Below are 26029 nucleotides of genomic sequence, written 5' to 3' on the forward strand. Positions count from 1 at the left end.
TAGCAATGAAAAAAATTATTATAAGCATTTCACTAGTTGGAGGTATTCTCTCTAATGCTCAAACTCAGAAAAGAGATTCTATACGAGAAAAGGGTATAGAGGGTGTAGTTATTAAAAGTAAATATTATAAAAACTATACAGCTAAAGATGTGTCAGGTTCGTTAAGATTAGATACACCACTGTTAGACATTCCGCAGAATATTCAAGTAATTACTTCAGATGCGTTATCAGACCAGCAAGTGTTGGGTATAAGTGATGGCGTTTTGAGAAATATTAGTGGAGCGATGAGGCTAGAACATTGGGGTGATATGTATGCTAGAGTTAATATGAGAGGGGCTAGAGCAGCAGCGTTTATCAATGGGGTTAATGTAACTTCTAATTGGGGACCTTTAGCGGAGGATATGAGTTATGTGGATAGGATAGAATTTATGAAAGGTCCTGCGGGATTTATGATTTCTAATGGAGAGCCAAGCGGGATTTACAATATAGTAACCAAAAAACCTATGTTCTCGGATAATCCTAAGGGGCAATTTACGCTGACTACGGGGAGTTTTAATCTGTACAGGGCAGATGCAGATGTAAATGCTAAACTTTCGGATAAGCTAGCTGTTAGAGTGAATACAATGGCACAGAATAGAGGCTCTTTTAGACCTCATGAGTTTAACGACCGCTATGTTATTAATCCTTCTATAACCTATTTGCTTTCTGATAAAACCTCTCTTACGGCGGAGTACATTTTTCAAAAGGCTAAAATGTCCGAAGTAGGTTCTGCTTATGTCTTTTCTAAGAAAGGTTTTGCTAAGTACGATAGAGATAAAACACTAACAGACCCAGGGATTGATCCTACAAGAATAGACGAACATTATTTGAATATCAATCTCCAAAGTCAGCTGTCAGACAATTGGAAACTAACCTCTCAAGTTTCCTATATGAGGGACGACCAAATGGGGAGCAGTATCTGGCCCTCTGCTGTAACTGATGATGATAAGGTAGTGAGAAGACTAACCTTTTGGAAAGGATTGAATGAAATGAAATTCGCTCAAGTATTTCTTAATGGAACGGTTCGGACGGGAAATGTAACACATAAAGTTCTGACAGGTTTGGATATGGCAGATAAAAAATATATGGCGGATTGGAGTCAGGGTGGAAATCTAGACGATGCCACTAAGCCTTTTGATATTAACAATCCTGTATATGGCAATATTAGTTATCCTGTATATGACCATTCTAAATCTTTAGCCCAAATAGGAAGTAAATTGGGAGAAACTTATTCGTCGTTATATTTTCAAGATGAAGTGGGACTTTTGGAAGATAAATTGAGGCTGACTTTTGCAGGACGATATACCGATATAAAGCAAAATCAGTATGGAGCAGAGAAAAACGCACAGAGGTTTACACCAAGAATTGGGATTAGTGCTACGGTATTGGAAGGAATGACGGTATATGGGTTGTACGACCAGTCGTTCTTGCCACAATCGGGTGTGCTTCGTAATGGTGGCAAAGTAGAGCCTATTACTGGTGAAAATATAGAACTAGGGATAAAAAAAGATTGGTTTGGCGGTAAGTGGAATTCTACGCTTTCCATCTACAAGATTACCAAAAATAATGAATTGATATCAGACCCGAGTAATAGTCCTTCAGAAAGATTTTCTATCGTCAAAGGGCAGGGCGTTGCCAAAGGATTAGAATTTGATGTTAAAGGAGAACTTTTTAAAGGTATGAATGCTATCATCAACTATGCATGGACTGATAATGAAGTAACCCAATCCAATGTGCCTAGCCTAAAAGTAGGGAATAAAGTGGCGGGATATGCTAAACACACCTTCAATACTTGGCTGAACTATGCATTTCAAGACGGTATTTTACGAGGTTTTGGAGCGTCATTAGGTTTTACCTTTATGGGAGATAGAACCACTTGGAGCTGGTCGGATAATCAAGGAGATGCTCAATTAGGAGATTATCGTAAATGGGATGCAGGTATTTTCTGGGGAAATAAAAATGTGAAAATTACACTCAATGCCTTTAATATATCCGATGAGTATCTGTATAGTGGGGCTTATTATGGCTGGGGAGGCTACTATTATTACCAAGCAGAAGCTCCTAGAAACTATAGATTATCTCTGAGTTATAAATTTTAAAAAATAGTTTTTCATATCAATATACTTTTGGGGAAGGTTAGCGAGATTTAGACTCGTTAGCTTTTCCTTTTTAAACTTTAAGAATGAAAAAAGCATCTAAAAATACCTTCAAAAAAATTATAGGAAAACTGCATTTGTGGCTGGGATTATCGGTTGGGATGGTTGTATTTATTGTATCCATCACTGGGGCTATTTATGTATTTAAAGATGAAATAGAGAACTTGCTAAGAAAAGAAGTTATTTATCATAACGAGAAAGACATTCAACACAAAACCACGCTTTCTTTGTCTGTATTGGAACAGAGGGTAAACGAACAAACCAAAGAACCTTACCCTATCCATTGGGCAGAAATACCATTAGACAAAACCAAGTCGTATAAGTTCAACTATTATGAAAAAAATCCGAAGGCTTGGCATTATTTTAATGAGTTGGTGGTCTATAAAACGGCTTATGTTAATCCGTTTACGGGAAAAGTTTTAAAGGTTTACGATGAGAAATACAGTTTCTTTAATATTGTTAAACTTATCCATTGGAGCTTTCTTCTAAAATCAGATTGGGGAACTTATGTAGTGGGGATTCCTGTTTTGATATTTATTTTTATGTTGATTTCGGGGATTATACTCTGGTGGCCAAAAAATAAAAAAGCAAGAAAGCAACGCATTTGGTTCCGATGGAAAAATATTAAATCGTGGCGAAGAAAAAACTATGATTTACACTCTATTTTAGGATTTTATTCCTCTTTGGTGGCTCTCATTATTGCAGTTACGGGCGTGTTTTATTCTTTCTTTTTTGTACAAGCGTTAATTTATGTTGTATTTTTGGGAGGAGAAACGGAGTATCCTTATTTTACAGAATATAAAACCGTAGCACCTAAGGAAATGAGAAACGAACATACTTTGGACAAAATGGCTCGGCAAGTGGAGGCGTTATTTCCTAATGCGTATGCTTATAGTTTAGATTTCGGACACGAACATATGGACGACCACGAGCATCCTAACTTTTCAGTTTTTGTGAAAGAACTTTCGTATTCTTACCATAAAAATCATTCGGTGATTTTTGATGAAAATTCAGGAGAGCTACTAAAAGTGCATCGTCATAGCGATAAAAACTTGGGAGAGAAAGCTATTGCTGCTAATTATGATATTCATGTAGGAGCTATATTTGGTATCTGGAGTAAGGTATTGGCTTTTGTTGTTAGTCTTGTTTGTGCTTCTTTACCAATTACAGGTTTTCTAGTTTGGTGGGGGAGAAACAAAAAGAAAAGTGCTAAACAGAATACTAATTAATTCTAAACTCAACCCTACTTAGAAATATAAATTCTAGGTAGGGTTGAATGTTTTTTATATTAAATATGTATCGTCTTTTTGAGAATTTCTTTGAATTTTCAATGCCTTTTTATAACATCTCTCACGGCATCTTTACCACCATAAATAGGGAAATGTAATCTGCAGGAGCTTTTACTTAAAATCTTTAGCAAATTCATATAATTCTGAAAAAATAACCCCAATGCCATAAGCCCCTGCATCTGGATAGCCAATACTTCTATCTCCCACGGTTCCTGCTCTTCCTAGATTTGCTGCAAAACCTTTTGTTTTTTCAGCACCTTCTTTTGCGGCATCGGCAGAAAGTTTCATGGCAGTTATTAAATCTATGTTTTTTTCTGCAGAATCTTTTAGGCTATCAGCCGCAGGAACTAAGGCATCTATCAATGTCTTATCTCCCACTTTTGCTCCTCTCCCAAAAGATCTCTCACCTGTTTCTTGTATGCCAATGACAGCTGCTTGTAATAATTCAGCCAGTTCGCTAACGCCTATTTCTTGTTTGCCGATAGAGGCTTTTCCTGCATATCTAAAAGCATTGCCCCAAAGAGGTCCAGATGCCCCTCCGCAATACTCCATAATTATTTCAGAGCAGCTCATTAAAAATTCACCTATATTTCCTTTTTTTCTGGTATCCCAATCTTTTTTTAATTGTTTAAATCCCTTTGCTATACTCATACCAAAATCTCCATCACCATTTCTGTCAGCCTCACAAAAATCTACCTCATGAGCGATAATAATATCAGCCATTTTGTCTATAAGTTTCACCATACCAGGTGTGTTAATGATATTATTGATGACTGGTGTTCCCTCCACCTGATAGAGTGTCTCTTTATTTTTTTCTTCTTCCAAAGAGGGAGTGTTTTTTTGAATGGTATCTTTGTTTTTAGGTAGTGCGTTGCCCAAGACTTTGGCGAGTCCTTCAATAGCATCTACACATGATTTTTCATAATTCGACATTTGATTGCCCCAGTTTAAGGCTGGAGTAGATACAGGAGCATCTAATAACTCTAATAACTCTTGATCTAGTCGTAAAAGAGATATTGATGCACCTGCCATATCAATAGAAGTCATATAGTTTCCTACCATTGTTTTATGAATGATGATGCCTTTTTTCTCTAATACATTGGTTACAGAGTTATTAAATAAATATAATTCTTGTAATGGTGTGCCTCCAAAACCATTGACTAAAAGAACAATTTTTTCCTCTTTTTCTAGCTTCAAATCTTCTATTATATCAGGAATTATTCTTTCAGCTAGTTCATTAGCACTTAAAATTTTCTCACGTTTTCTACCTGGTTCACCATGTATGCCTACGCCAAACTCCATTTCATCATTATCTAACTCAAAGGTTGGTGTCCCTGCTGCTGGAACAGTACAAGAGGTTAAAGCAAAACCAAAACTTCTCACATTATCTGCCACTTTTTGGGCTACTCTTTTAACCTCTTTAAGGTTAGCACCTTGTTCTGCTTTAGCACCTGCGATTTTATGAACTAATACTGTCCCTGCGACACCTCTTCTTCCCACAGTGTATAAACTGTCTTTTACTGCAATGTCATCAGCTACATAAACGGCCTCTACTTCTATTCCCTCATCTTTTGCAAGGCTTGCGGCATCATTAAAATTCATTAAATCTCCTGAATAGTTTTTAACAATCATAAGAGTCCCTTTCTTAGATTGTGTTAATTTTAGTGCATTAAAGACCTGTATTTGAGAAGGTGATGCAAAAATGTCCCCACAGACAGCGGCATCTAACATACCATTGCCTACAAAACCAGCGTGGGCAGGTTCATGTCCTGAGCCTCCTCCAGAAATCAAGGTCACTTTTTCTTGATTGATTTCTTTTTTCTTTATAATTTTATACTTTTCTACAAACTCTAGTTCAGGGTGAGCTTTTGCCATACCTTGGCACATTTCTACTACAAACGATTCTGGTGTGTTAATAATTTTTTTCATAGAAATAAAATTTATGATTAATAAATTATAGTATATATGTCTTTAATGTAACTCTTTTAGGTCTCGTCTAAAATTAAATATATTTTAGCTGATAACTTACTTTAAAGTTTTTTATAAATTCATGTTTCAAAAGGTGATTTCTATATTGAACGAGTATCGTCTTCTTGCCAATCTCCTTGAGTTTTTAATACTTGTTCTATAACGTCTCTTACCGCACCTTTACCTCCATAAACAGGCGAAATATAATCTGCAATAGCTTTTACTTCTGGCACCGCATTCGGTGGGCAAGTGCTTATAGCAGAAACTTTCATCATTTCTATATCGGGTAAATCGTCCCCCATGGTTAAAATTTCTTCGTCTTTTAAATTGTGTTTGCTTTTGAAATCTTCATAATCTATGATTTTTTTTGAGGATTTAGGGTAATAATCTACGATGCCTAGATAATGCAAGCGATGTTTTACCATAGGGTCGTCTCCGCCTGTAATGATGCCTATTTTGTATCCTTTTTTTACAGCTTTTACTACCGCATAGCCATCAAGAACATTCATTGTACGGCACATGCTGCCGTCGGGCATTAGATAGATACTACCGTCAGTAAAAACACCATCTACATCAAATACGAAGGCCTTTATTTTACTTAAATTTTGTTTATAACTCATACATTTTTTTTATAGATTGGTTCATTAAATTGTAGATTTCTAATTGAGTTTCATCTGTTATCAATTGCTTGTGAAGCTCTAAAACTCTAGTATCATTTCTTACTGCAGGACCTGTTTGGGCTTTCCGTGGATCTAGGTAATAGATTTTGTCCATAGTCTCCTCTATAAGAGGAATGAAGTAATTGAACGGGATATTTTGGCTATCAGCTATCTCTTTTGCTCTAGCATAGAGGTGGTTTACAAAGTTGCACGCAAATACGGCGCTGAGGTGTATATATTTTCTTTTCTCATAATCTGCCTCTTGCACTCTTGGGGAAATTCTGAGGGCTAAATTTTTCAGAATATCTAAATCTTGTGGGTTTTCAGCCTCTATGAAAAACGGAATTTCTGTGTAATCCAAGACTTTATTTTTAGAAAAAGTTTGTAATGGATAAAAGCATCCCTTTCTGTAGTTTCCTTCTAAAACATCTTTAGGCATAGAGCCAGAAGTGTGTACTACCAATGCGTTTTCATTTTTAATAATTTGTGAAACTTCTGCTATAACATCATCTTTTACACAAATAATGTATAGGCCGGCATTTCGTAGAGTATTGATGGAATAGGGGACTTGTGTGGTTTCAGACATGAGTTTTAAGGCTTCCTCGTTTCGTCCAAATAGTTGAGAAACCTTTATGTTTGCTTCATGAAAAGCATTATTGAGGTGGAGCGCCACATTGCCAGAACCTATAATTACTATTTCCATTCAACAAATATAAGGATTTCTAAAACATTATAAAAGGTGAGATTTAGTAATTGAATTACACGTCAGAATAAATGATTTTTTTGAACTTTAAGCGGAGTTTTTGCGATGAGGTAAATCTTTTATAATAAATAAATTAAGGTTGGAGTAAAAATTTAACTTATTGTTTGTCAGTAAAAAAAATCTTTGTATATTTGCACACTCAATTTTTGGGAAAAGTATGTCTTTTCCTCATTGGTAAATATTGATTTTTTGATTTAAGTAATTGAAATTTAATTAAATAATAATAATTTTAATTTTTAATTTTTAATAATGTCAGGTATTATTGGAAAAAAAATCGGAATGACTTCATTGTTTGACGAGTCTGGGAAAAACATTCCTTGTACTGTTATTCAAGCGGGTCCATGTTCGGTTTTACAGGTCAGAACCGTAGAAAAAGATGGTTATGTAGGCTATCAGTTAGGTTTCGATGACAAGAGTGAGAAGAATGTCGGTAAGGCATTGGCTGGTCATTTTAAAAAGGCTGGTTCAACTCCTAAAGCTAAATTACACGAATTCCACCATGGGTTCGATAATTTGCAAGTAGGAGATGAGGTAACTGTTAAATTATTCTCAGAAGGAGAGTATGTAGATGTTACAGGTACTTCTAAAGGTAAAGGATTCCAAGGGGTAGTTAAAAGACATGGTTTCGGCGGTGTAATGCAGGCTACTCACGGGCAGCACAACAGATTGAGAGCTCCAGGTTCTATTGGTGCAGGTTCAGACCCATCAAGAGTATTTAAGGGCTTAAGAATGGCTGGTAGAATGGGAGGTAAGCAGGTAACTGTTCAGAACCTTCAAGTGTTAAAAGTAGATGAAGAACAAAATCTTTTAGTGGTAAAAGGTGCTGTTCCGGGAGCTAAAAATTCTTATGTAATTATCAGAAGATGGAACTAGTAGTATTAAATATTCAAGGGAAAGAAACCGGAAGAAAAGTGTCTTTAGATGAGGCTATCTTCGGAATAGAGCCAAATCAGCACGCGGTTTACTTAGAGATAAAGCAGTATCTTGCTGCACAGCGTCAAGGAACTCATAAGGCTAAGGAAAGAAGTGAAATTACAGCTTCTACTAAAAAGCTTAAGAAGCAAAAAGGTTCTGGTTCTGCTAGATACGGGGATATCAAGTCTCCTGTATTCAAAGGTGGAGGTAGAGTTTTTGGTCCTAAGCCAAGAGATTATAGATTTAAGTTAAATAAAGCACTTAAGAGATTGGCTAAAAAGTCTGTTCTTTCTCAAAAAATGAGAGATAACAATGTTAAGGTATTAGAAGATTTTTCTTTTGAAACTCCTAAAACTAAAGAATTTATCAATGTGGTAAATGCATTAGGATTAGAAGGTAAGAAGTCTTTATTTGTACTAGGAGAAGCTAACAAGAATGTGTACTTGTCTTCAAGAAATTTACCTAAGGCTAAAGTAATGAATTTCAATGAAATTTCTTCTTATGACTTAGTAAATGCAGGAGAGGTTGTATTCTTAGAAGGTGCAGTAGAAAAGTTTCAAGAAAATTTAAGAAAATAAATCATGTCAGTAATCATAAAACCAATTATTTCAGAAAAGGCTTCTAATTTGTCTGATTTGAGAGGCGTTTACAGTTTCTTAGTAGATACTAAAGCGAATAAAATCCAAATCAAACAAGCGGTAGAAGAAGCTTATGGTGTAAAGGTAGCAGATGTAAGAACAATGATTTATGCTCCTAAAGTTTCTGCTAAGTACACTAAAAAAGGACTTCAAGTTGGAAAAACCAACAAATTGAAAAAAGCAATGGTTCAGCTTGTAGAAGGTGAATTTATTGATGTATTTGCAACTAATTAATAATTTATAAATAATAGTAATGTCTGTTAGAAAATTAAAACCTATCACCCCAGGACAGAGATTCAGAATTGTAAACAATTTTGAAGAGATTACTACCAACAAACCTGAGAAAAGCCTTACTGTAGGTATTTCAAAGAAAGGCGGTCGTAACAATACTGGTAAGATGACCATGCGTTACACTGGAGGTGGACACAAAAGAAAGTACAGAATTATTGACTTCAAAAGAAACAAATTTGATGTTAAGGCAACTGTAAAAACTGTGGAATACGATCCAAACAGAACTGCGTTCATCGCTTTATTAGAGTATGCTGATGGAGAAAAGAGATACATGATTGCTCCTAATGGTATCAAAGTAGGACAAACTGTAGTTTCTGGACAAACAGCTACACCTGATGTAGGTAATGCAATGAAATTAAAAGATATTCCTCTAGGTACTGTTATCTCTTGTATAGAGCTTAGACCAGGACAAGGAGCTATCTTAGCAAGAAGTGCAGGTTCTTCTGCACAGCTTACTTCTAGAGATGGTAAGTTTGCTATCGTTAAATTGCCTTCAGGAGAATCTAGAATGATTCTAGTAGAATGTATGGCTATGATTGGTTCTGTGTCTAACTCAGACCACCAGCTTACAGTATCTGGTAAAGCAGGTAGAAGCAGATGGTTAGGTAGAAGACCTAGAACTAGAGCTGTAGCAATGAACCCAGTAGATCACCCAATGGGTGGTGGTGAAGGTAGATCTTCAGGAGGTCACCCTAGATCTAGAAACGGTAAACCAGCTAAAGGTTACAAGACTAGAAAGAAAAATAAAGTGTCTAACCGTTACATCGTATCCAAAAGAAAATAATTATGGCAAGATCACTTAAAAAAGGACCTTTCATTCACCATTCATTAGAGAAGAAGGTTCAAGCGAATATAGAATCAGGAAAGAAAACGGTAATTAAAACATGGTCTAGAGCATCTATGATTTCTCCAGACATGGTAGGTCAAACTATAGCAGTACATAATGGTAAGTCTTTCATACCTGTTTATGTAACTGAAAATATGGTAGGACATAAGTTAGGTGAATTTTCTCCAACGAGATCTTTTAGAGGTCACTCAGGTAATAAAAATAAAGGTAGCAGATAATCATTATGGGAAAAAGAAAACAAGATAGTGCAATAGCACGTAAAGCAGCAAATCAAGATGTGGTAAAAGCACGTCTTAATGATTGCCCTTCTTCTCCAAGAAAAATGAGACTCGTTGCTGATATCATTAGAGGAGAAAATGTAGATAAAGCTCTATATATCCTTAGATATTCTAAAAAAGAGGCTTCTAATAAATTAGAAAAACTTCTTCTTTCTGCAATTGCTAACTGGCAAAACAAAAACGAAGGAGCTGATATAGAAGAAGCTAACCTTTTCATTAAGGAAATATATGTAGATAGTGCAAGACAATTGAAAAGATTGCGTCCTGCACCACAAGGTAGAGGTTACAGAATTAGAAAAAGATCTAACCATGTAACATTAGTATTAGGTTCAAAAACAGATAATCAATAATCAAGATATGGGACAGAAAACAAATCCAATTGGTAATAGACTAGGTATCATCAGAGGATGGGATTCTAACTGGTTTGGAGGAAACGATTATGGAGACAGAATCGCAGAAGACTACAAAATCAGAAGATATCTTGAGGCAAGATTATCTAAAGGTGGTATTTCAAGAATTTATATTGATAGAACACTTAAGTTAGTTACTGTAACTATCACTACTGCTAGACCAGGTCTTATCATCGGTAAAGGTGGTCAGGAAGTAGATAAACTAAAAGAAGAGTTAAAGAAACTTACTGGTAAAGATGTTCAAATCAATATCTTTGAAATTAAAAGACCTGAGTTAGATGCTGTATTAGTAGCAGATAGCGTAGCTAAGCAAATTGAAAACAGAATTTCTTACAGAAGAGCTGTTAAAATGGCTATCGCGGGAGCTATGAGAATGGGAGCAGAGGGGATTAAAATCCAAATTTCAGGAAGATTAAACGGTGCTGAAATGGCAAGAAGTGAGTCTTTCAAAGAAGGAAGAATTCCGTTATCTACTTTCAGAGCTGATATAGATTACCATATCGCAGAAGCACACACTACTTATGGTAGATTAGGTGTTAAGGTATGGATAATGAAAGGAGAAGTATATGGTAAGAGAGAGCTTTCTCCATTAGTAGGTACTCAGAAAAAATCTTCTGGTAATAAAAGAAGAGAAAGAAAATAATTTAATTAGAGTTAGAAGATAGAAATTAGAAATTAGATCTTCCGTTACAAGAGCTGAATTTAATTTTTTTCAATCTAACATCTAACATCTAACATCTAATATATAAAATTATGTTACAACCAAGAAGAACCAAATTCCGTAAGGTTCATAAAATGAAAATGAAAGGCAATGCCAACAGAGGACATAGGCTTGCTTACGGAACATTCGGTATTAAAGCTACAGAAGGTGCTTGGATTACTGCAAGACAAATAGAGGCAGCTCGTATCGCTGCAACTAGATATATGAAGAGAGAAGGACAGCTGTGGATTAAAATATTCCCAGATAAGCCAGTTACTAAAAAGCCTGCGGAAGTGCGTATGGGTAAAGGTAAAGGTGCTGTAGAATATTGGGTAGCTGTAGTGAAGCCAGGTAAAATCATGTTTGAAGTAGGAGGTGTTCCTTACGAAGTAGCTAAAGAAGCTTTAAGACTTGCAGCTCAGAAACTTCCTGTAGTTACTAAGTTTGTAGTAGCAAACGATTTTGTTAAACCTCAATAAATCTTTTAGAAATGAAAAAAGCTGAAATTAAAAATCTAAGCGTAGAGGATTTAAAAAGTAAATTGGTAGAAGTGAAAGCTACTTATGGGAAACTTAAATTAGCTCACAGAATTAGCCCAATTGAAAATCCTATCCAAATCAGAGATTTGAGGAAGACTATCGCAAGACTTGAAACTGAACTAACTAACAAACAATAAGAATTTCATTTTATTATGGAAAGAAATTTAAGAAAAGAAAGAATCGGAGTAGTTTCGAGCAATAAAATGGAAAAGACCATTGTTGTTAGTGAGACTATGAAAATGAAGCACCCAATGTACGGTAAGTTCGTTTTGAAAACGAAAAAATATACCGCACACGATGAAAACAACGAGTGTAACGAAGGCGATACTGTTCTTATCCAAGAAACAAGACCTTTGAGCAAAAATAAAAGATGGAGATTAGTAAGAATCATAGAAAGAGCTAAGTAATGTTACAAACAGAATCAAGATTAAAAGTAGCTGATAATACTGGTGCTAAAGAAGTATTAGTAATCAGAGTTTTGGGAGGTACCAAAAGAAGATATGCATCTGTGGGTGATAAAATCGTAGTGACTATCAAAGATTCTACTCCTACAGGAAATGCTAAAAAAGGACAAGTATCTAAAGCAGTAGTAGTGAGAACTAAAAAAGCAGTTAGAAGAAAAGATGGATCTTACATCTCTTTTGATGACAATGCTTGTGTTCTTTTAAATGCTGCTGGAGAGATGAGAGGAACTCGTGTTTTCGGACCAGTTGCTCGTGAATTAAGAGATAAGGAATATATGAAGATTATTTCATTAGCTCCTGAAGTACTTTAATTTTAAAAATTTTAAAACAATGACAAAAGTTAAAATTAAAAGAGGTGATAATGTTATCGTTACCACTGGAAAAAATAAAGGAAGCAAAGGAGAAGTTCTTGAGGTAATCAGAAAAGAAGGTAAAGATCCTAGAGTTGTAGTAGCAGGTGTAAATATTGTTAAAAAACATACTAAGCCTTCAGCTGCAAACCCTCAAGGTGGTATCGTAGAGAAAGAAGCTTCTATCCATATATCTAATGTAGCTTTGATGGATGAAAACGGAAAAGCAACTAAAGTGGGATATAAAATGGAAGGAGATAAGAAAGTAAGAGTAGCTAAAACTACTGGTAAAACTTTATAATAAAGAACGATGGAATATATAGCAAGACCTAAAAAATTATATAAAGAGAAAATTGTTCCTGCAATGATGGAAGAATTTGGGTACAAGTCTGTAATGCAAGTACCTAAATTAGAGAAAATCGTTGTATCCCAAGGTTTAGGAGCTGCTACTGCGGATAAAAAAATCGTAGATTATGCAGTGGAAGAATTAACGGCAATTACCGGACAAAAAGCTGTAGGTACTCTTTCTAAGAAAGATGAAGCTTCTTTCAAACTAAGAAAAGGTATGCCTATTGGTGCTAAGGTAACGCTGAGAGCAGATAAAATGTACGAGTTTTTAGACAGACTTACGTCTTCTGCTCTACCTAGAATTAGAGATTTTAACGGAATCAAAGCTGATGGTTTTGACGGTAGAGGGAACTATAACTTAGGTATTACTGAGCAAATTATCTTCCCTGAGATTGTTATTGATAAAGTGAAAAAAATCCAAGGTATGGATATCACTTTCGTAACAAGTGCTAGAACAGATAAAGAGGCTAAAGCCTTATTAACTCATTTCGGTTTACCATTTAAAAAGAACTAAGAAGAATGGCTAAAGAATCAATGAAAGCGCGTGAGCGCAAAAGAGAAGCACTAGTTGCTAAATATGCTGCTAAAAGAAAAGCTCTAAAAGAAGCTGGAGATTATGAAGCATTACAAAAATTACCTAAAAATGCTTCGCCAGTAAGATTACACAACCGTTGCAAGCTTACAGGAAGACCTAGAGGATACATGAGAACTTTCGGTATCTCTAGAGTAACTTTTAGAGAAATGGCTAACCAAGGTTTAATACCTGGAGTTAAAAAAGCAAGTTGGTAATAATTTTTAACAAATCAAGATAATTAAGTTTGAGGGCTTTGAAGATATTTAGCTTTTGCCTTTAACTTTAAAGCCTTCAAATACTGATTATCATAAACCAATAATTTTAAAAAACGAAAAATGGTAACAGATCCAATTTCAGATTTCCTAACTAGAGTAAGGAACGCACAAAGCGCAGGCCACAAAGTGGTGGAAATTCCTGCATCGAAAATCAAAAAGGAGATTACTAAAATCTTATTTGATCAAGGTTATATCTTGAACTACAAGTTTGAAGATAATGCAGTTCAAGGAACTATTAAAATCGCTTTAAAGTACGACAAACAAACTGGTAAACCAGCAATTAAGTCTATCCAAAGAGCTTCTAGACCTGGTTTAAGACAGTACAAAGGTTCTGCAGAACTTCCGAGAGTACTTAATGGCTTAGGTGTAGCTATTATATCTACTTCTAAAGGAGTAATGACTGACAAAAAAGCGAGATTAGAGAAAGTAGGTGGAGAGGTAATCTGCTATGTATATTAATTTTTAATAAAAGGAAAATGTCAAGAATTGGTAAAGCAATTATAACAATTCCTTCTGGAGTTACTATCACTGAGAAAGACGGTGTGGTAACGGTAAAAGGACCTAAGGGAGAGCTATCTCAGGAACTTACAGGAGGTATTACTATAGAACAAAATGACGGTGTACTTACAGTTAACAGACCGTCTGAGTCTAAACAGCATAAAGCTCTTCACGGACTTTATAGAGCACTAATCAATAACATGGTAGTTGGAACTTCTGAAGGTTTTACTAAGAAGTTAGAGCTTGTGGGAGTTGGTTATAGAGCATCTAATCAAGGACAAAGATTAGAATTAGCTCTTGGTTTTTCTCACGGTATTGTACTAGAGCTTCCTTCTGAAGTTCAGGTAGAAACTGTAACAGAGAAAGGTAAGAACCCTATCATTACTTTATCGTCTTATGATAAGCAATTATTGGGTATGGTAGCTGCAAAAATTAGATCTTTCAGAAAACCTGAGCCATATAAAGGTAAAGGGGTTAGATTTGTAGGAGAACAAATTAGAAGAAAGGCTGGTAAATCTGCTTAAAATTTAAGAAAATGGCACTAAGTAAAGAACAGAAAAGATTAAGAATAAAGAGAAGAGTTAGAGGAAAAGTTTCCGGAACTCAAGCAGCACCAAGATTATCTGTATTCAAAAGTAATAAAGAAATCTATGCTCAGCTTATTGATGATAAAGAAGGTAAAACTTTAGTACAAGCTTCTTCAAGAGAGAAAGGTTTTGATGCTAAAGGAACAAAAGTAGAAATTTCAACGGCTGTTGGTAAAGCTATCGCTCAGAAAGCTATTGCTGCAGGGTATGAGAAAGTAGTATTTGATAGAAATGGTTTTGTGTATCACGGTAGAGTAAAAGCTCTTGCTGATGGTGCTAGAGAAGGAGGTTTGAAATTTTAAAAGTTAAAAAATTATGTTAGGATTAGATAATATAGAAAGAGTAAAACCTGGAGGTTTAGAGTTAGTAGATCGTTTAGTGGCTGTTAATAGAGTTACTAAGGTTACTAAAGGAGGTAGAGCTTTCGGCTTCTCAGCAATCGTGGTGGTAGGAAATGAAGATGGTGTTATAGGTTACGGATTAGGAAAATCTAAAGAGGTAGCTTCTGCAATTTCTAAAGCAGTAGAAGACGCTAAGAAAAACCTAGTAAAAGTACCTGTTGTAAATCATACAATTCCGCACGAAACTACAGCTAGATATGGTGGAGCTAATATCTTCTTGAGACCTGCTTCTCACGGTACAGGGCTTATCGCAGGTGGTGCGGTAAGAGCGGTGCTAGAGTCAGCTGGTGTACATGACATCCTTTCAAAGTCAAAAGGTTCTTCTAACCCACACAATGTGGTAAAAGCAACTTTCAAAGCTTTGTTAGATATCAGAAGACCAGAAGAAATCGCAAGAATGAGAGGTGTAACATTGAGTAAAGTTTTTAACGGTTAATTTTGAAAAAATGGCAATAATTAAAGTAAAACAAGTAAGAAGTGCTATTGGTAGAACTAAAACCCAAAAGAGAACCCTTGAAGCTTTAGGTCTTAGAAAGTTACATCAAGTAGTAGAGCACGAGGCTACACCTGCTATATTAGGTATGGTAGCTGCTGTACAGCACTTAGTAGAAGTTCAAAAATAGAAATTTAGATAATAAACAGGAGGTTTTGTGATTGAATGAGACCTCCTAGTTTTGAATCTTCAATCTTAAATTTAAAACAAATGAATTTAAATAACATAAAACCAGCTAAAGGTTCTACACATAATTCTAAAAGAATTGGTAGAGGACAAGGAAGTGGAAAAGGAGGTACCTCTACAAAAGGACATAAAGGACAAAAGTCTCGTTCTGGATACTCTATGAAAATAGGATTTGAAGGAGGACAAATGCCTTTACAAAGAAGACTTCCTAAATTTGGATTTAACAACATTAGCAGAAAAGACTACAGAGGTATCAATTTAGATACTATCCAAACTCTTATAGATACTAAAGGAATCAAAGGTGATATCACTAAAGAGGTTTTAGTAGAAAATGGTTTGGCTTCTAAGAATGATTTAATTAAAATCATGGGAAGAGGAGAGCTTAAATCTGCAGTGTCTATCTCTGCAAATAAGTTTACTAAATCTGCAGAAGAACTAATCAATAAAGCAGGAGGTAAAGTAGTTACCCTTTAATTATTACAATGAAAGAATTTATACAAACACTTAAAAACATTTGGAGCCTTAAAGAGTTAAAGGATAAAATTCTTTTTACTTTAGGGATGATATTGGTGTATAGATTCGCATCCTATATATCTCTACCAGCTATCAACATGACAGAGGTAGGAACTCTTTTAGAGCAATACCAAAATCAAGGTGGTAGTAAACAGGGAGCAGGATTATTAGGTTTACTATCGTCATTCACTGGAGGTGCGTTTAGCCGTGCTTCCATTATGGCGTTAGGTATTATGCCTTATATTTCGGCTTCTATTATTGTTCAGCTGATGGGGATGGCTATTCCGTATTTACAGAAATTACAGAAAGATGGTGAATCGGGTAGAAATACTCTTAACCAAATTACGCGTTGGTTAACAATAGCGGTATGTTTAGTTCAGGCACCTTCTTATTTGGGTTCTATCACGGGGCTATTCTTACCTTACTCTCAGTTTGCATCAGCGTACTATGTAGATCCTTCTTCTATTATGTTTTGGTTGCCTAGTATTGTAATTTTAGTTGCAGGTTCTGTATTTGCAATGTGGTTAGGAGAGAAAATTACAGATAAAGGTATAGGTAATGGTATATCAATACTAATTATGGTAGGGATTTTAGCCGATTTACCTATGGCTTTTATACAAGAGGTAACGGCTCAAACAGGTAAAGGAGGTATGGGGACTATCATGATATTGATAGAAATCTTATTCTGGTTAGTTGTGATTCTATTGGCTATTGTACTTTCTGTTGCGGTAAGAAAAATACCTATTCAGTATGTAAGTAGAGCTCAAGCAAGAGGAGGAAATACAAGAAACCTTATGCAGGGAGCAAGGCAGTGGATTCCATTAAAAGTTAATGCTTCTGGAGTAATGCCAATTATCTTTGCGCAAGCATTGATGTTTGTACCAGGGCTTTTAACTAAAGTAGATGAAACAAACACTTTCCTAGCTGGATTTAAAAATGTATTTAGCTGGCAATACAACTTATTGTTTGCTATACTTATCATTATCTTCTCATTCTTCTATACAGCTATTACAATTCCAGTAAATCAGATGGCTGATGACCTTAAAAGAAATGGAGGTTTAATTCCAAAGGTAAGACCTGGACAAGAGACTGCAGATTACTTAGATGATATTTTATCTAAAATTACTTTGCCAGGTGCAATTTTTTTAGCTATCTTTGCAGTCCTTCCAGCTTTAGTGTATGGAAGTTTGGTTCAAACAGATAGATTTGCTCTATTTTTTGGTGGTACCTCACTACTTATTATGGTGGGAGTTATCCTAGATACAGTACAGCAAATCAATACCTATTTGTTGAATCATCATTATGATGGGTTAATGCAGTCTAAGTTGTCTAGAACATCTAACCAATAGGAAAGAAGTATTATGGCTAAACAGAAACATATAGAACAAGATGGCGTGATAGTGGAAGCACTATCTAACGCCATGTTTAGAGTAGAGCTAGAAAATGGGCATGTTTTGATAGCTCATATTTCTGGTAAAATGAGGATGCATTATATAAAACTTCTTCCAGGTGATAAGGTTAAATTGGAGCTTTCTCCGTATGACTTATCTAAAGGAAGAATTACATTTAGATATTAATTTAAGAGCTTATATAGCTAGAGGCTATAGCATAAAGAAAACATTATGAAAGTAAGAGCATCAATTAAGAAGAGAAGTGCAGACTGCAAAATCGTAAGAAGAAAAGGCAGATTGTACATTATTAACAAAAAGAACCCTAAATTTAAACAAAGACAAGGCTAATTTAGCAAAATTAAATTATGGCGAGAATTGCAGGTATTGATTTACCAAAAAACAAAAGAGGCGTGATAGGGCTTACCTATATCTACGGAATTGGAAAAAGCACCGCGTCAGAAATTTTGAAGAACGCTGGAATCAGCGAAGACAAGAAAGTCAATGAATGGAATGACGATGAATTGGCTGCAATCAGAAATTACATCTCTGAAAACATTAAAGTAGAAGGAGAGTTGCGTTCTGAAGTGCAATTGAACATCAAGAGATTGATGGACATAGGATGCCAACGAGGAATACGTCACAGACTGGGATTACCTTTAAGAGGCCAAAGAACGAAAAACAATTCTAGAACCCGTAAAGGAAAAAGAAAAACTGTTGCTAACAAGAAGAAGGCAAGTAAATAATCGTTAGAATTATGGCAAAACAAACTAAAGTAACTAAAAAGAGAAAAGTAAAAGTTGAAGCGATTGGCGAGGCTCATATCCAAGCCACTTTCAATAATATCATTATTTCTTTAACTAACAAAAACGGCGAAGTAATCTCTTGGTCTTCTGCTGGTAAAATGGGTTTTAGAGGTTCTAAGAAAAATACTCCTTTCGCTGCACAAATGGCTGCAGAAAATTGCGCTCAGGTAGCTCACGAAGCTGGTCTTAGAAGAGTTAAAGTTTTTGTAAAAGGACCAGGTGCAGGTAGAGAGTCTGCTATAAGAACTATTCACAACTCTGGAATAGAGGTAAGTGAAATCGTTGATGTGACTCCTATGCCACACAACGGATGTAGACCACCGAAAAGAAGAAGAGTATAACCCGAAATTTTAAAAAATAATGGCAAGATATATTGGACCTAAAACAAAGATTGCTAGAAAGTTTGGTGCAGCAATCTATGGAGATGATAAAAACTTCGAGAAGAGAAGAAACCAGCCGCCAGGACAGCATGGGCCTAACAAAAGGAGAGGTGCTAAAAAGTCTGAATACGCAGTACAGTTAGCTGAAAAACAAAAAGCTAAATATACTTATGGTATTTTAGAAAGACAGTTCTCTAACTTGTTTAAAAAAGCACACGCTAGCAAAGGAGTAACTGGTGAAGTTCTTCTTCAACTTTGTGAATCTAGATTAGATAACGTAGTTTATAGATTAGGATTTGCTAAAACTAGAGCTGCTGCAAGACAGTTAGTATCTCATAGACATATCACTGTGAATGGAGAGGTAGTAAACATACCTTCTTACTCTTTAAAACCAGGTGATAAAGTAGCTGTAAGACAAAAGTCTAAATCTCTTGAGGTAATAGAGGCTGCTCTTTCTGCAAAAGCTAATTATGACTGGTTACAGTTCAATGATGAAACTAAGGAAGGAACTTTCGTAGGAGTACCTGAGAGAATCCAAATTCCTGAAGACATCAAGGAACAGCTAATCGTCGAACTATACTCTAAATAATCATCAAATTTTTGCTCAACCCAAAACTATGGCAATTTTAAATTTTATAAAACCCGATAAAGTAATCCTACTTAACTCCACAGAGTTTCAAGGTCAGTTTGAATTTAGACCTTTGGAGCCAGGTTATGGATTAACTGTCGGTCATGCTTTAAGAAGAGTATTGCTCTCTTCTTTAGAAGGTTATGCTATTACATCTATCAAAATAGAAGGCGTAGAGCACGAATTTTCCACCATTCCAGGAGTTATAGAAGATGTAACAGAAATTATTTTAAACTTAAAACAGCTTCGCTTAAAGGCTAAGTCTGAGAATGCTCCGTCTGAGCAAGTTACAGCTAAAATAGCTAACTTAGAACAGCTTACAGCAGGAGATTTAGGTAAATTTATTTCTGGTTTTGAAGTTTTAAATCCTGAATTGGTGATTTGTAATCTTACAAAAGATGTAAATTTAGAAATGAATTTTAGCATCAATAAAGGTAGAGGTTATGTTCCTTCAGAACAAAATAAATCAAATAATGCTCCTATCGGTACTATTGCTATTGACTCTATTTATACTCCAATAAAGAAGGTTAAGTACAGCGTAGAAAACTATCGTGTAGAGCAGAAAACGGATTATGAAAAATTAATTCTAGATATAGAAACTGACGGTTCTATCTCTCCTCAGAATGCTTTAATAGAAGCTTCTAAAATCCTTATATACCACTTCATGTTGTTCTCTGATGAGAGAATTACATTGGAAACGGAAGCGGTAAAGGCATCTATTCAGTATGATGAAGAAACATTACACACTAGACAATTACTTAAGTCTAAACTAGCAGAGATGGACCTTTCTGTTAGGGCTCTTAACTGCTTGAAAGCAGCTGAAGTAGAGACTCTAGGTGAACTAGTTTCTTATAGTAAATCTGATTTGATGAAATTTAGAAACTTCGGAAAGAAATCATTAACCGAACTTGAAGAGCTTGTTCATTCTAAGGGACTTAACTTCGGTTTTGATGTAAGTAAATATAAGTTAGACGCTGATAAATAATCCTTAAAATGAGACACGGAAAAAAATTCAATCATTTAGGTAGAACTGCTTCTCATAGAAAAGCTATGCTTTCTAATATGGCTTGTTCCCTAATTGAACATAAAAGAATAAATACTACAGTAGCTAAAGCTAAGGCTTTGAGAGTATATGTAGAGCCTATCCTTACTAAATCTAAAGAAGATACTACACATAACAGAAGAGTAGTTTTCTCTTATTTACAAAATAAATATGCTGTTAGTGAGCTTTTTAGAACTATTGCTCCTAAAATTGCAGAGAGAAACGGTGGTTATTGTAGAATCATTAAAACTGGATTTAGACAAGGAGATTCTGCTGATATGGCAATGATAGAGCTTGTAGATTTCAATGAGCTTTACAATCCTAACGAAGCAGAAAAGAAAACGACTAGAAGAAGTCGTAGAAAGGCTGCTCCTGCTACTAAAAAAGAAGAGGTAGTTGCTCAAGAAGAAGCTCCTGTAGCTAATGATGAGAAAGTAGAAGAATAAAGATTTATTCATCTAAAATAAAAAAATGCTTCCAATTTTTGGAAGCGTTTTTTTGTTACTATATTTTTATAATTAAAACTAATATCTTACTTTTAAAGCTATATTTCCAAACTCATCAAAAGATGAATCAGAAGTAAATATTACTCGTCCTCCTTTACTTAGAACTTCCCAAGAAATATTAGATATAATGTCGTCTTCAACTCCTACCTCTTTACTGTCTTCTACTAATTCAAATTCTCTATCATTAAGCATTCTTACGGGTTGTTCATAATCTTTTCTTACAATTAGTAGCTCAGCTCTACCATCTATCGCTGAACGATAAATCTCTTGTAAGTCAGTTTGTACATGAGACTGAGAAATAGCTTCTTTTAGCTCTTCAATAGCATTTTTTCTTAGCTGGATTTTATGCTCTTGTACTAGTTTGTAAGCTTCTTCTGCTATTTGATGTTCTTTTAGCTCATTATAATTTATATCTATATGCCCTAAATAAATATCTTTATTATCAGCAACTTGTTGCAACTTACTGTAATTATCTTCTGTAGAGATTACTACTACTTTTAATGAATGAGTTCTTGCAACTTCTAAAATGACTTTATCTACATGATTAAAATATTCTCTATCCAAATCATCTACATGGCTGCTATCACTTTTTCTTTTATCATTTTTAGGATGAAGTGGCGTTTCATGGAATGGAAAATCCTCATTTTTAATTTCCTCTAAAACAGCATCATTTGTGGCTCTATATAATGGTACTCCATCTTTTTTTAGAACTACGATAAGGTATTCAAAACTTCTATTTACAGCTAGTATTAAAGGTCTTATCGCGAATGTATTGTCTACATAGGTCTCGTGTTTGGTTACAGGGAAGGCTGTTTTTATGATTTCTTCTGTATCTTTAGATATAAAAATATGAAGTCCATCTAAATTGTAATCATGGTTTATCTTTTCAGGTACAGCCTCTAGTTTGTCTAAAACTTCTTTGATTTCTCTAGAGTTGCTAAACTTTTCCTCTAACCTGTTTTTGGCTTCTCTTACCAAGTTTTTTAGAACTATTTCATCTTGCCTGTTATCAGGGTAAGTTCTATGTGTGTTTAGAGATAAAGTCACACAGGGGTTTGACACTTCGCTGGCTAATTTTTGCAATTTTACTTGTAAATTCATAGACTTATTTTTTTTGTTATTCTATGCATAATTAGTGCCAAACTCCCGTGACTTTATATGATTTTTAACATAAAGTGTTTGTTTGCAGTATATTACTCTCTTACTAGAGGCATGGTAGAGCATCTTAATAGCCCTCCCATTTTAGAAATCTCTCTGTAAGGAATTTCTTCTACTGTAAGTCCCCACTCGTCACGAAGATGGTTATTCATTCTAGTAAAAGCTTTATCAGAAACCACTACTTCTGGAGATATAGAGAAAATATTAGGGAACATCGCAAACATTTCTTCAGATGTTACCTCAAAACAATTTTCTTTTCCAAAGATGTCTAAGATTAAATGATAATCGCTCTCATCTACAAAGCCATCTTTGTAAATGATGCATTTGTCTTTTCCTACAGGATTAAAGGTACAGTCTAAATGAAGTATGCCTTGATATGGAACTCTATCATTTTTCTTTAAATCAAAATCTAGAATTCTTTTCTTAGGGAAATACTCTTTGAGAGTTTCTATAGCATATTCGTTGGTTCTAGCGGTTTTAAAATTTCGGTAGTCTTCACTGAAACAAGTTCCTATGAAGATAAAGTTATCCCATACAATAACATCTCCACCTTCTATATGAGCTGTGTCTGGAAGGTTAATGATTTTACGCCACTCTACCTTTTCAAATATTTTACGGTAAGCTTCTTGTTCATCAGCTCTGTCAGGGATTACATTAGAGATAATCATTCTGTCTTCTATAACGAAAGCAACATCTCTAGCAAAAACCTGATTATAATCTTGAATAATTTCTGGACGAAAAACTTCTACATCATACTTTCTTAAAACAGCTTCAAAAGCGTCCATTTCGTTAATGATGTCTTCCTCTTTAGGATAAATATTATTTTCTATCGAGTGATAAGATTTTGCATCATAGCTTTCTTCTAGTGTAGGAATTGGACCATTAGAATGTGGCTGCCCTAAAACAACTGATTTTAATCTACCTGTTTCGTTTTTTATATTTAATTTCATATAGAATTATTTTTTGAGTTTGTTTATCAATATTTCAAAGGAGATAAAGAATTTCAAAGAGAGTGAATTTCTTTTAACGCAACCAATTTAAACAAAAAAGTTGAATTGAAAAAGTTGGTGTAAAACTAATAGTAGAATTTGTATTATGGTATTATAAAAAAATCTTTCCTTTTACAAAAAAGGAAAGATTTAATATTTTAGAGATATTTTACCGACTATTATCTTTGGTTCATTGGAGTGTAATCTCTTTTTCCAGCACCTTGGTAAACTTGTCTAGGTCTTCCGATAGGGTCTTCCATAAGTCTCATTTCTTTCCATTGAGAAATCCATCCTGGTAGTCTTCCTAAAGCAAACATTACTGTAAACATTTCAGTAGGAATTCCTAAAGCTCTGTATATGATACCAGAGTAGAAGTCTACGTTTGGATAAAGTTTTCTTTCTACAAAGTAATCGTCTTCTAGAGCTACTTTCTCAAGTTGCATTGCGATATCCAGAGCTTTATCATGTATACCTAATTTACCAAGAATATCATCAGCAGCTTTCTTGATAATCTTCGCTCTAGGGTCAAAGTTTTTGTAAACTCTGTGTCCGAAGCCCATTAGACGGAAGCTATCTTCTTTATCCTTAGCTTTCTTTACATATTTTTCTACATCTCCACCATCTTTTTCTATCATCTCTAGCATTTCTATCACGGCTTGGTTAGCTCCACCGTGAAGTGGTCCCCAAAGAGCAGAAACACCAGCAGAAATAGAAGCAAATAAACCTGTGTGGGCAGAACCTACCATTCTTACTGTAGAAGTAGAACAGTTTTGCTCATGGTCTGCGTGAAGAATAAGAAGTTTATCTAAGGCATCTACAATAACAGGGTCCATCTCAAACTCTTGGTTTGGCATACGGAAACACATTTTGTAGAAGTTTTCTACATAGTTTAATTTATTATCTCCGTGATTAAGAGGTAACCCTTGTTTTTTTCTGTAAGTCCAAGCAGCTAGGTGAGAAAACTTAGCGATAAGCATCACCGCAGCGTGGTCTAAATCTTCCTTAGATTTAACATCTACTGCTCTAGGATTAAACGCTGTAAGAGCGGAAGTAAGAGAAGATAAAACTCCCATAGGGTGTGCAGAGCGAGGGAATGCATCCATCAGCTTTTTCATTTCTTCTGCTACCCAGTTGTAGTTTTTGATACTATCTTCAAAAGTTTTGAATTGCTCTTCTGTAGGTAGTTCTCCGTGAAGTAATAAGTACATCACTTCCGTAAAGTTAGACTTCTCTGCGATTTGTTCTATAGGGTAGCCTCTATAGAATAGCTCTCCTTGGTCTCCATCTAGGAAAGTGATTTCACTAATAGTAGCACCTGTATTTTTGTAGCCTTTATCTAGGGTTATAAGTCCTGTTTCATCTCTTAATTTAGAAATATCAATACCTCTATCTCCTAAAACACTATCTACGATAGGGTATTCATACTCCTTTCCATCGTACTTTAATAAAACTTTATTGTCAGACATAATTCAATTATTTTTTTAGATTTTTATTGAAATTTGCGATAAAGATATAAAAAAAATAGCACTTATCACAAAAGATAAATGCTATAATAATGATTGTTTTTATGTATTACCTTTTTACTTTAAAGGCATCAAGACCTGGGAATATTGCTGTTTCTCCAAGAGCTTCTTCTATTCTTAGAAGTTGGTTGTATTTAGCCATTCTATCAGAACGAGAAGCTGAACCTGTTTTGATTTGTCCACAGTTACAAGCTACTGCTAAATCAGCAATAGTAGCGTCTTCAGTTTCTCCTGAGCGGTGAGACATTACAGAAGTGTACTTATTATGCTGTGCCATTTGTACCGCTGCTAAAGTTTCGGATAAAGAACCGATTTGGTTTACTTTTACTAAAATTGAATTAGCTACCTCTTCTTTAATACCTCTAGAAAGTCTTTCTACATTAGTTACAAATAAATCATCACCTACTAATTGTACTCTATCTCCGATTTTATCTGTAAGCATTTTCCAACCTTGCCAGTCGTCTTCGTGCATACCGTCTTCTATAGAGATGATAGGGTATTTTTGAGTTAATTCAGCAAGGTAAGATACTTGTTCTTCTCTGCTTCTGTGAGCACCTTTGTCTCCTTCAAATTTTCTGTAATCATAAGTTCCATCTACATAAAATTCTGAAGAAGCACAGTCTAGTGCAAGCATAATGTCATCACCTGGTTTGTACCCTGCTTTTTCTATTGCTTGTAGAAGTGTGTCAAGAGCATCTTCTGTACCGTTGAATGTAGGTGCAAAACCACCTTCATCTCCTACTGCTGTAGACAATCCTCTTCCTTTAAGGATAGATTTTAAACTGTGGAATATCTCTGTTCCTTTTCTTAAAGCGTGTGAGAAAGAGTCTGCTTTTACAGGCATAATCATAAACTCTTGGAATGCAATAGGGGCATCAGAGTGAGAACCACCATTGATAACATTCATCATAGGAACAGGTAGTGTGTTTGCGTTTACACCACCGATATATTTATAAAGAGGCATTCTAAGTTCGGTAGCAGCAGCTTTTGCAGCAGCAAGAGATACCCCTAGTATAGCATTAGCGCCTAGTTTACCTTTATTAGCAGTGCCGTCTAAATCTATCATTACTTGGTCTATCAAGTTCTGGTCAAAAACAGGAAGACCTATAAGTTCAGGAGCGATAACTTCCCTTACATTTTCTACTGCCTTTAGAACACCTTTTCCAACATATTCTGAACCACCATCACGAAGTTCTACGGCTTCGTGCTCTCCTGTAGAGGCTCCAGAAGGAACAGCCGCTCTACCCATAGCACCATTTTCCGTGAATACATCTACTTCTACAGTAGGATTACCACGAGAATCTAAAATTTGTCTTGCTTCAATGTAAGAAATGTAACTCATTGTATTATATTTTTAAAAATAACTCTACAAATTTAGCTAATTCTAAGGAAAAAAGCGAAGATAAATTTGATTATTTTTATGGTTTT

The 26029-nt window shown here is 35.1% G+C and carries 37 protein-coding genes; 30 read left to right on the forward strand and 7 right to left on the reverse strand.

Annotated features, from left to right (window positions below; all coding sequences use genetic code 11):
* Positions 1 to 5 precede the first annotated feature (5 nt).
* Positions 6 to 2138, forward strand: coding sequence for a TonB-dependent siderophore receptor (locus GXW81_RS00115; protein ID WP_161530713.1), 2133 nt, complete (start codon positions 6 to 8; stop codon positions 2136 to 2138).
* Positions 2139 to 2221: 83 nt separating this feature from the next.
* Entirely contained in the window at positions 2222 to 3424 is a 1203-nt protein-coding gene (locus GXW81_RS00120) for a PepSY domain-containing protein (RefSeq protein ID WP_161530714.1), read from the forward strand.
* Positions 3425 to 3595: 171 nt separating this feature from the next.
* Here GXW81_RS00120 and dhaK read toward each other — a convergent pair whose 3' ends face one another.
* The 3 genes from dhaK to GXW81_RS00135 form a co-directional block, all read right to left on the reverse strand.
* On the reverse strand, positions 3596 to 5413 hold the full coding sequence (dhaK, locus tag GXW81_RS00125; protein WP_161530715.1) for a dihydroxyacetone kinase subunit DhaK: 1818 nt from the start codon (positions 5411 to 5413) through the stop codon (positions 3596 to 3598).
* A gap of 140 nt (positions 5414 to 5553) precedes the next feature.
* The gene (locus GXW81_RS00130) at positions 5554 to 6072 is read right to left on the reverse strand and encodes an HAD family hydrolase (protein ID WP_161530716.1); all 519 of its coding nucleotides are present in this window, start codon (positions 6070 to 6072) and stop codon (positions 5554 to 5556) included.
* Positions 6062 to 6814, reverse strand: a complete 753-nt coding sequence (locus GXW81_RS00135) for a Rossmann-like and DUF2520 domain-containing protein (RefSeq protein ID WP_161530717.1) — start codon at positions 6812 to 6814, stop codon at positions 6062 to 6064. The genes GXW81_RS00130 and GXW81_RS00135 overlap by 11 nt, the downstream gene beginning before the upstream one ends.
* A gap of 309 nt (positions 6815 to 7123) precedes the next feature.
* Here GXW81_RS00135 and rplC point away from each other — a divergent pair, with 309 nt between their 5' ends.
* The 28 genes from rplC to rplQ all read left to right on the forward strand — a co-directional run bounded on the left by rplC (position 7124) and on the right by rplQ (position 20871).
* Positions 7124 to 7747 (forward strand): 50S ribosomal protein L3, encoded by a 624-nt coding sequence (gene rplC / locus GXW81_RS00140; RefSeq protein WP_004917312.1) that lies wholly within the window; start codon positions 7124 to 7126, stop codon positions 7745 to 7747.
* On the forward strand, positions 7738 to 8367 hold the full coding sequence (gene rplD, locus GXW81_RS00145) for a 50S ribosomal protein L4 (RefSeq protein ID WP_004917315.1): 630 nt from the start codon (positions 7738 to 7740) through the stop codon (positions 8365 to 8367). Before rplC ends, rplD begins: the two co-directional genes overlap by 10 nt.
* 3 nt (positions 8368 to 8370) lie before the next feature.
* A complete protein-coding gene (rplW, locus tag GXW81_RS00150) occupies positions 8371 to 8661 on the forward strand; it encodes a 50S ribosomal protein L23 (RefSeq protein WP_004917317.1) in 291 nt (96 codons plus the stop codon).
* Between the two features lie 19 nt (positions 8662 to 8680).
* Positions 8681 to 9502, forward strand: coding sequence for a 50S ribosomal protein L2 (gene rplB, locus GXW81_RS00155; RefSeq protein ID WP_064970422.1), 822 nt, complete (start codon positions 8681 to 8683; stop codon positions 9500 to 9502).
* Positions 9503 to 9504: 2 nt separating this feature from the next.
* The gene (rpsS, locus tag GXW81_RS00160; protein ID WP_004917321.1) at positions 9505 to 9783 is read left to right on the forward strand and encodes a 30S ribosomal protein S19; all 279 of its coding nucleotides are present in this window, start codon (positions 9505 to 9507) and stop codon (positions 9781 to 9783) included.
* A 5-nt stretch (positions 9784 to 9788) separates the two neighbouring features.
* Complete coding sequence (gene rplV / locus GXW81_RS00165) at positions 9789 to 10193, forward strand: 50S ribosomal protein L22 (RefSeq protein ID WP_014937948.1); 405 nt, start codon at positions 9789 to 9791, stop codon at positions 10191 to 10193.
* Positions 10194 to 10200: 7 nt separating this feature from the next.
* Positions 10201 to 10896 (forward strand): 30S ribosomal protein S3, encoded by a 696-nt coding sequence (gene rpsC, locus GXW81_RS00170; protein WP_004917324.1) that lies wholly within the window; start codon positions 10201 to 10203, stop codon positions 10894 to 10896.
* A gap of 110 nt (positions 10897 to 11006) precedes the next feature.
* Positions 11007 to 11432, forward strand: coding sequence for a 50S ribosomal protein L16 (gene rplP, locus GXW81_RS00175; protein WP_004917326.1), 426 nt, complete (start codon positions 11007 to 11009; stop codon positions 11430 to 11432).
* Between the two features lie 11 nt (positions 11433 to 11443).
* Positions 11444 to 11629 (forward strand): 50S ribosomal protein L29, encoded by a 186-nt coding sequence (gene rpmC, locus GXW81_RS00180; protein ID WP_004917328.1) that lies wholly within the window; start codon positions 11444 to 11446, stop codon positions 11627 to 11629.
* Positions 11630 to 11644: 15 nt separating this feature from the next.
* Entirely contained in the window at positions 11645 to 11899 is a 255-nt protein-coding gene (gene rpsQ, locus GXW81_RS00185) for a 30S ribosomal protein S17 (protein WP_004917330.1), read from the forward strand.
* Complete coding sequence (gene rplN, locus GXW81_RS00190) at positions 11899 to 12267, forward strand: 50S ribosomal protein L14 (RefSeq protein ID WP_004917332.1); 369 nt, start codon at positions 11899 to 11901, stop codon at positions 12265 to 12267. The genes rpsQ and rplN overlap by 1 nt, the downstream gene beginning before the upstream one ends.
* A 19-nt stretch (positions 12268 to 12286) precedes the next feature.
* Entirely contained in the window at positions 12287 to 12607 is a 321-nt protein-coding gene (gene rplX, locus GXW81_RS00195) for a 50S ribosomal protein L24 (protein ID WP_004917334.1), read from the forward strand.
* Positions 12608 to 12616: 9 nt separating this feature from the next.
* On the forward strand, positions 12617 to 13168 hold the full coding sequence (rplE, locus tag GXW81_RS00200; RefSeq protein WP_004917335.1) for a 50S ribosomal protein L5: 552 nt from the start codon (positions 12617 to 12619) through the stop codon (positions 13166 to 13168).
* Between the two features lie 5 nt (positions 13169 to 13173).
* Complete coding sequence (gene rpsN / locus GXW81_RS00205; RefSeq protein WP_004917337.1) at positions 13174 to 13443, forward strand: 30S ribosomal protein S14; 270 nt, start codon at positions 13174 to 13176, stop codon at positions 13441 to 13443.
* Positions 13444 to 13563: 120 nt separating this feature from the next.
* The gene (gene rpsH, locus GXW81_RS00210) at positions 13564 to 13962 is read left to right on the forward strand and encodes a 30S ribosomal protein S8 (protein ID WP_004917338.1); all 399 of its coding nucleotides are present in this window, start codon (positions 13564 to 13566) and stop codon (positions 13960 to 13962) included.
* Between the two features lie 17 nt (positions 13963 to 13979).
* On the forward strand, positions 13980 to 14525 hold the full coding sequence (gene rplF, locus GXW81_RS00215) for a 50S ribosomal protein L6 (protein WP_161530718.1): 546 nt from the start codon (positions 13980 to 13982) through the stop codon (positions 14523 to 14525).
* Positions 14526 to 14536: 11 nt separating this feature from the next.
* Positions 14537 to 14890, forward strand: a complete 354-nt coding sequence (gene rplR / locus GXW81_RS00220) for a 50S ribosomal protein L18 (protein WP_004917342.1) — start codon at positions 14537 to 14539, stop codon at positions 14888 to 14890.
* 13 nt (positions 14891 to 14903) lie between these two features.
* Positions 14904 to 15425 (forward strand): 30S ribosomal protein S5, encoded by a 522-nt coding sequence (rpsE, locus tag GXW81_RS00225; protein WP_004917344.1) that lies wholly within the window; start codon positions 14904 to 14906, stop codon positions 15423 to 15425.
* Positions 15426 to 15435: 10 nt separating this feature from the next.
* Positions 15436 to 15612, forward strand: a complete 177-nt coding sequence (gene rpmD / locus GXW81_RS00230; RefSeq protein ID WP_161530719.1) for a 50S ribosomal protein L30 — start codon at positions 15436 to 15438, stop codon at positions 15610 to 15612.
* An 80-nt stretch (positions 15613 to 15692) separates the two neighbouring features.
* Positions 15693 to 16142 (forward strand): 50S ribosomal protein L15, encoded by a 450-nt coding sequence (rplO, locus tag GXW81_RS00235; protein WP_014937952.1) that lies wholly within the window; start codon positions 15693 to 15695, stop codon positions 16140 to 16142.
* Positions 16143 to 16150: 8 nt separating this feature from the next.
* The gene (secY, locus tag GXW81_RS00240; RefSeq protein WP_064970417.1) at positions 16151 to 17530 is read left to right on the forward strand and encodes a preprotein translocase subunit SecY; all 1380 of its coding nucleotides are present in this window, start codon (positions 16151 to 16153) and stop codon (positions 17528 to 17530) included.
* Positions 17531 to 17542: 12 nt separating this feature from the next.
* The gene (infA, locus tag GXW81_RS00245; RefSeq protein ID WP_004917349.1) at positions 17543 to 17758 is read left to right on the forward strand and encodes a translation initiation factor IF-1; all 216 of its coding nucleotides are present in this window, start codon (positions 17543 to 17545) and stop codon (positions 17756 to 17758) included.
* A gap of 45 nt (positions 17759 to 17803) precedes the next feature.
* Positions 17804 to 17920: a type B 50S ribosomal protein L36 gene (gene ykgO, locus GXW81_RS00250; protein ID WP_004917354.1), complete on the forward strand. Its 117-nt coding sequence runs from the start codon at positions 17804 to 17806 to the stop codon at positions 17918 to 17920.
* A 17-nt stretch (positions 17921 to 17937) separates the two neighbouring features.
* A complete protein-coding gene (gene rpsM / locus GXW81_RS00255) occupies positions 17938 to 18315 on the forward strand; it encodes a 30S ribosomal protein S13 (protein ID WP_004917355.1) in 378 nt (125 codons plus the stop codon).
* A gap of 11 nt (positions 18316 to 18326) precedes the next feature.
* Complete coding sequence (rpsK, locus tag GXW81_RS00260) at positions 18327 to 18716, forward strand: 30S ribosomal protein S11 (RefSeq protein WP_004917358.1); 390 nt, start codon at positions 18327 to 18329, stop codon at positions 18714 to 18716.
* A gap of 19 nt (positions 18717 to 18735) precedes the next feature.
* Positions 18736 to 19344 carry a 30S ribosomal protein S4 gene (gene rpsD, locus GXW81_RS00265; protein ID WP_161530720.1) on the forward strand — a complete coding sequence of 203 codons (609 nt, stop codon included), beginning with the start codon at positions 18736 to 18738 and terminating at the stop codon, positions 19342 to 19344.
* A gap of 28 nt (positions 19345 to 19372) precedes the next feature.
* Complete coding sequence (locus GXW81_RS00270) at positions 19373 to 20368, forward strand: DNA-directed RNA polymerase subunit alpha (RefSeq protein ID WP_004917361.1); 996 nt, start codon at positions 19373 to 19375, stop codon at positions 20366 to 20368.
* Between the two features lie 8 nt (positions 20369 to 20376).
* A complete protein-coding gene (rplQ, locus tag GXW81_RS00275) occupies positions 20377 to 20871 on the forward strand; it encodes a 50S ribosomal protein L17 (protein ID WP_161530721.1) in 495 nt (164 codons plus the stop codon).
* A 78-nt stretch (positions 20872 to 20949) separates the two neighbouring features.
* Here the strand turns inward: rplQ and GXW81_RS00280 are convergent, their stop codons facing one another.
* The 4 genes from GXW81_RS00280 to eno form a co-directional block, all read right to left on the reverse strand.
* Positions 20950 to 22032 carry a hypothetical protein gene (locus tag GXW81_RS00280; RefSeq protein WP_161530722.1) on the reverse strand — a complete coding sequence of 361 codons (1083 nt, stop codon included), beginning with the start codon at positions 22030 to 22032 and terminating at the stop codon, positions 20950 to 20952.
* A gap of 92 nt (positions 22033 to 22124) precedes the next feature.
* Positions 22125 to 23039, reverse strand: coding sequence for a dimethylarginine dimethylaminohydrolase family protein (locus GXW81_RS00285; protein ID WP_161530723.1), 915 nt, complete (start codon positions 23037 to 23039; stop codon positions 22125 to 22127).
* A 218-nt stretch (positions 23040 to 23257) separates the two neighbouring features.
* The gene (locus tag GXW81_RS00290; RefSeq protein WP_161530724.1) at positions 23258 to 24544 is read right to left on the reverse strand and encodes a citrate synthase; all 1287 of its coding nucleotides are present in this window, start codon (positions 24542 to 24544) and stop codon (positions 23258 to 23260) included.
* A gap of 106 nt (positions 24545 to 24650) precedes the next feature.
* Positions 24651 to 25943 carry a phosphopyruvate hydratase gene (gene eno, locus GXW81_RS00295; protein WP_013446939.1) on the reverse strand — a complete coding sequence of 431 codons (1293 nt, stop codon included), beginning with the start codon at positions 25941 to 25943 and terminating at the stop codon, positions 24651 to 24653.
* Between the last annotated feature and the right edge of the window lie 86 nt (positions 25944 to 26029).

Origin of the sequence: Riemerella anatipestifer (assembly GCF_009932355.1) — a bacterium.
GTDB lineage: Bacteria > Bacteroidota > Bacteroidia > Flavobacteriales > Weeksellaceae > Riemerella > Riemerella anatipestifer_E.

What these genes read in the sequence shown, in the direction of transcription:
- GXW81_RS00115 (WP_161530713.1), top strand. Translation starts at nt 6, where the DNA reads ATGAAAAAAATTATTATAAGCATTTCACTAGTTGGAGGTATTCTCTCT.
- GXW81_RS00120 (WP_161530714.1), top strand. Translation starts at nt 2,222, where the DNA reads ATGAAAAAAGCATCTAAAAATACCTTCAAAAAAATTATAGGAAAACTG.
- dhaK (WP_161530715.1), bottom strand. Translation starts at nt 5,413, where the DNA reads ATGAAAAAAATTATTAACACACCAGAATCGTTTGTAGTAGAAATGTGC.
- GXW81_RS00130 (WP_161530716.1), bottom strand. Translation starts at nt 6,072, where the DNA reads ATGAGTTATAAACAAAATTTAAGTAAAATAAAGGCCTTCGTATTTGAT.
- GXW81_RS00135 (WP_161530717.1), bottom strand. Translation starts at nt 6,814, where the DNA reads ATGGAAATAGTAATTATAGGTTCTGGCAATGTGGCGCTCCACCTCAAT.
- rplC (WP_004917312.1), top strand. Translation starts at nt 7,124, where the DNA reads ATGTCAGGTATTATTGGAAAAAAAATCGGAATGACTTCATTGTTTGAC.
- rplD (WP_004917315.1), top strand. Translation starts at nt 7,738, where the DNA reads ATGGAACTAGTAGTATTAAATATTCAAGGGAAAGAAACCGGAAGAAAA.
- rplW (WP_004917317.1), top strand. Translation starts at nt 8,371, where the DNA reads ATGTCAGTAATCATAAAACCAATTATTTCAGAAAAGGCTTCTAATTTG.
- rplB (WP_064970422.1), top strand. Translation starts at nt 8,681, where the DNA reads ATGTCTGTTAGAAAATTAAAACCTATCACCCCAGGACAGAGATTCAGA.
- rpsS (WP_004917321.1), top strand. Translation starts at nt 9,505, where the DNA reads ATGGCAAGATCACTTAAAAAAGGACCTTTCATTCACCATTCATTAGAG.
- rplV (WP_014937948.1), top strand. Translation starts at nt 9,789, where the DNA reads ATGGGAAAAAGAAAACAAGATAGTGCAATAGCACGTAAAGCAGCAAAT.
- rpsC (WP_004917324.1), top strand. Translation starts at nt 10,201, where the DNA reads ATGGGACAGAAAACAAATCCAATTGGTAATAGACTAGGTATCATCAGA.
- rplP (WP_004917326.1), top strand. Translation starts at nt 11,007, where the DNA reads ATGTTACAACCAAGAAGAACCAAATTCCGTAAGGTTCATAAAATGAAA.
- rpmC (WP_004917328.1), top strand. Translation starts at nt 11,444, where the DNA reads ATGAAAAAAGCTGAAATTAAAAATCTAAGCGTAGAGGATTTAAAAAGT.
- rpsQ (WP_004917330.1), top strand. Translation starts at nt 11,645, where the DNA reads ATGGAAAGAAATTTAAGAAAAGAAAGAATCGGAGTAGTTTCGAGCAAT.
- rplN (WP_004917332.1), top strand. Translation starts at nt 11,899, where the DNA reads ATGTTACAAACAGAATCAAGATTAAAAGTAGCTGATAATACTGGTGCT.
- rplX (WP_004917334.1), top strand. Translation starts at nt 12,287, where the DNA reads ATGACAAAAGTTAAAATTAAAAGAGGTGATAATGTTATCGTTACCACT.
- rplE (WP_004917335.1), top strand. Translation starts at nt 12,617, where the DNA reads ATGGAATATATAGCAAGACCTAAAAAATTATATAAAGAGAAAATTGTT.
- rpsN (WP_004917337.1), top strand. Translation starts at nt 13,174, where the DNA reads ATGGCTAAAGAATCAATGAAAGCGCGTGAGCGCAAAAGAGAAGCACTA.
- rpsH (WP_004917338.1), top strand. Translation starts at nt 13,564, where the DNA reads ATGGTAACAGATCCAATTTCAGATTTCCTAACTAGAGTAAGGAACGCA.
- rplF (WP_161530718.1), top strand. Translation starts at nt 13,980, where the DNA reads ATGTCAAGAATTGGTAAAGCAATTATAACAATTCCTTCTGGAGTTACT.
- rplR (WP_004917342.1), top strand. Translation starts at nt 14,537, where the DNA reads ATGGCACTAAGTAAAGAACAGAAAAGATTAAGAATAAAGAGAAGAGTT.
- rpsE (WP_004917344.1), top strand. Translation starts at nt 14,904, where the DNA reads ATGTTAGGATTAGATAATATAGAAAGAGTAAAACCTGGAGGTTTAGAG.
- rpmD (WP_161530719.1), top strand. Translation starts at nt 15,436, where the DNA reads ATGGCAATAATTAAAGTAAAACAAGTAAGAAGTGCTATTGGTAGAACT.
- rplO (WP_014937952.1), top strand. Translation starts at nt 15,693, where the DNA reads ATGAATTTAAATAACATAAAACCAGCTAAAGGTTCTACACATAATTCT.
- secY (WP_064970417.1), top strand. Translation starts at nt 16,151, where the DNA reads ATGAAAGAATTTATACAAACACTTAAAAACATTTGGAGCCTTAAAGAG.
- infA (WP_004917349.1), top strand. Translation starts at nt 17,543, where the DNA reads ATGGCTAAACAGAAACATATAGAACAAGATGGCGTGATAGTGGAAGCA.
- ykgO (WP_004917354.1), top strand. Translation starts at nt 17,804, where the DNA reads ATGAAAGTAAGAGCATCAATTAAGAAGAGAAGTGCAGACTGCAAAATC.
- rpsM (WP_004917355.1), top strand. Translation starts at nt 17,938, where the DNA reads ATGGCGAGAATTGCAGGTATTGATTTACCAAAAAACAAAAGAGGCGTG.
- rpsK (WP_004917358.1), top strand. Translation starts at nt 18,327, where the DNA reads ATGGCAAAACAAACTAAAGTAACTAAAAAGAGAAAAGTAAAAGTTGAA.
- rpsD (WP_161530720.1), top strand. Translation starts at nt 18,736, where the DNA reads ATGGCAAGATATATTGGACCTAAAACAAAGATTGCTAGAAAGTTTGGT.
- GXW81_RS00270 (WP_004917361.1), top strand. Translation starts at nt 19,373, where the DNA reads ATGGCAATTTTAAATTTTATAAAACCCGATAAAGTAATCCTACTTAAC.
- rplQ (WP_161530721.1), top strand. Translation starts at nt 20,377, where the DNA reads ATGAGACACGGAAAAAAATTCAATCATTTAGGTAGAACTGCTTCTCAT.
- GXW81_RS00280 (WP_161530722.1), bottom strand. Translation starts at nt 22,032, where the DNA reads ATGAATTTACAAGTAAAATTGCAAAAATTAGCCAGCGAAGTGTCAAAC.
- GXW81_RS00285 (WP_161530723.1), bottom strand. Translation starts at nt 23,039, where the DNA reads ATGAAATTAAATATAAAAAACGAAACAGGTAGATTAAAATCAGTTGTT.
- GXW81_RS00290 (WP_161530724.1), bottom strand. Translation starts at nt 24,544, where the DNA reads ATGTCTGACAATAAAGTTTTATTAAAGTACGATGGAAAGGAGTATGAA.
- eno (WP_013446939.1), bottom strand. Translation starts at nt 25,943, where the DNA reads ATGAGTTACATTTCTTACATTGAAGCAAGACAAATTTTAGATTCTCGT.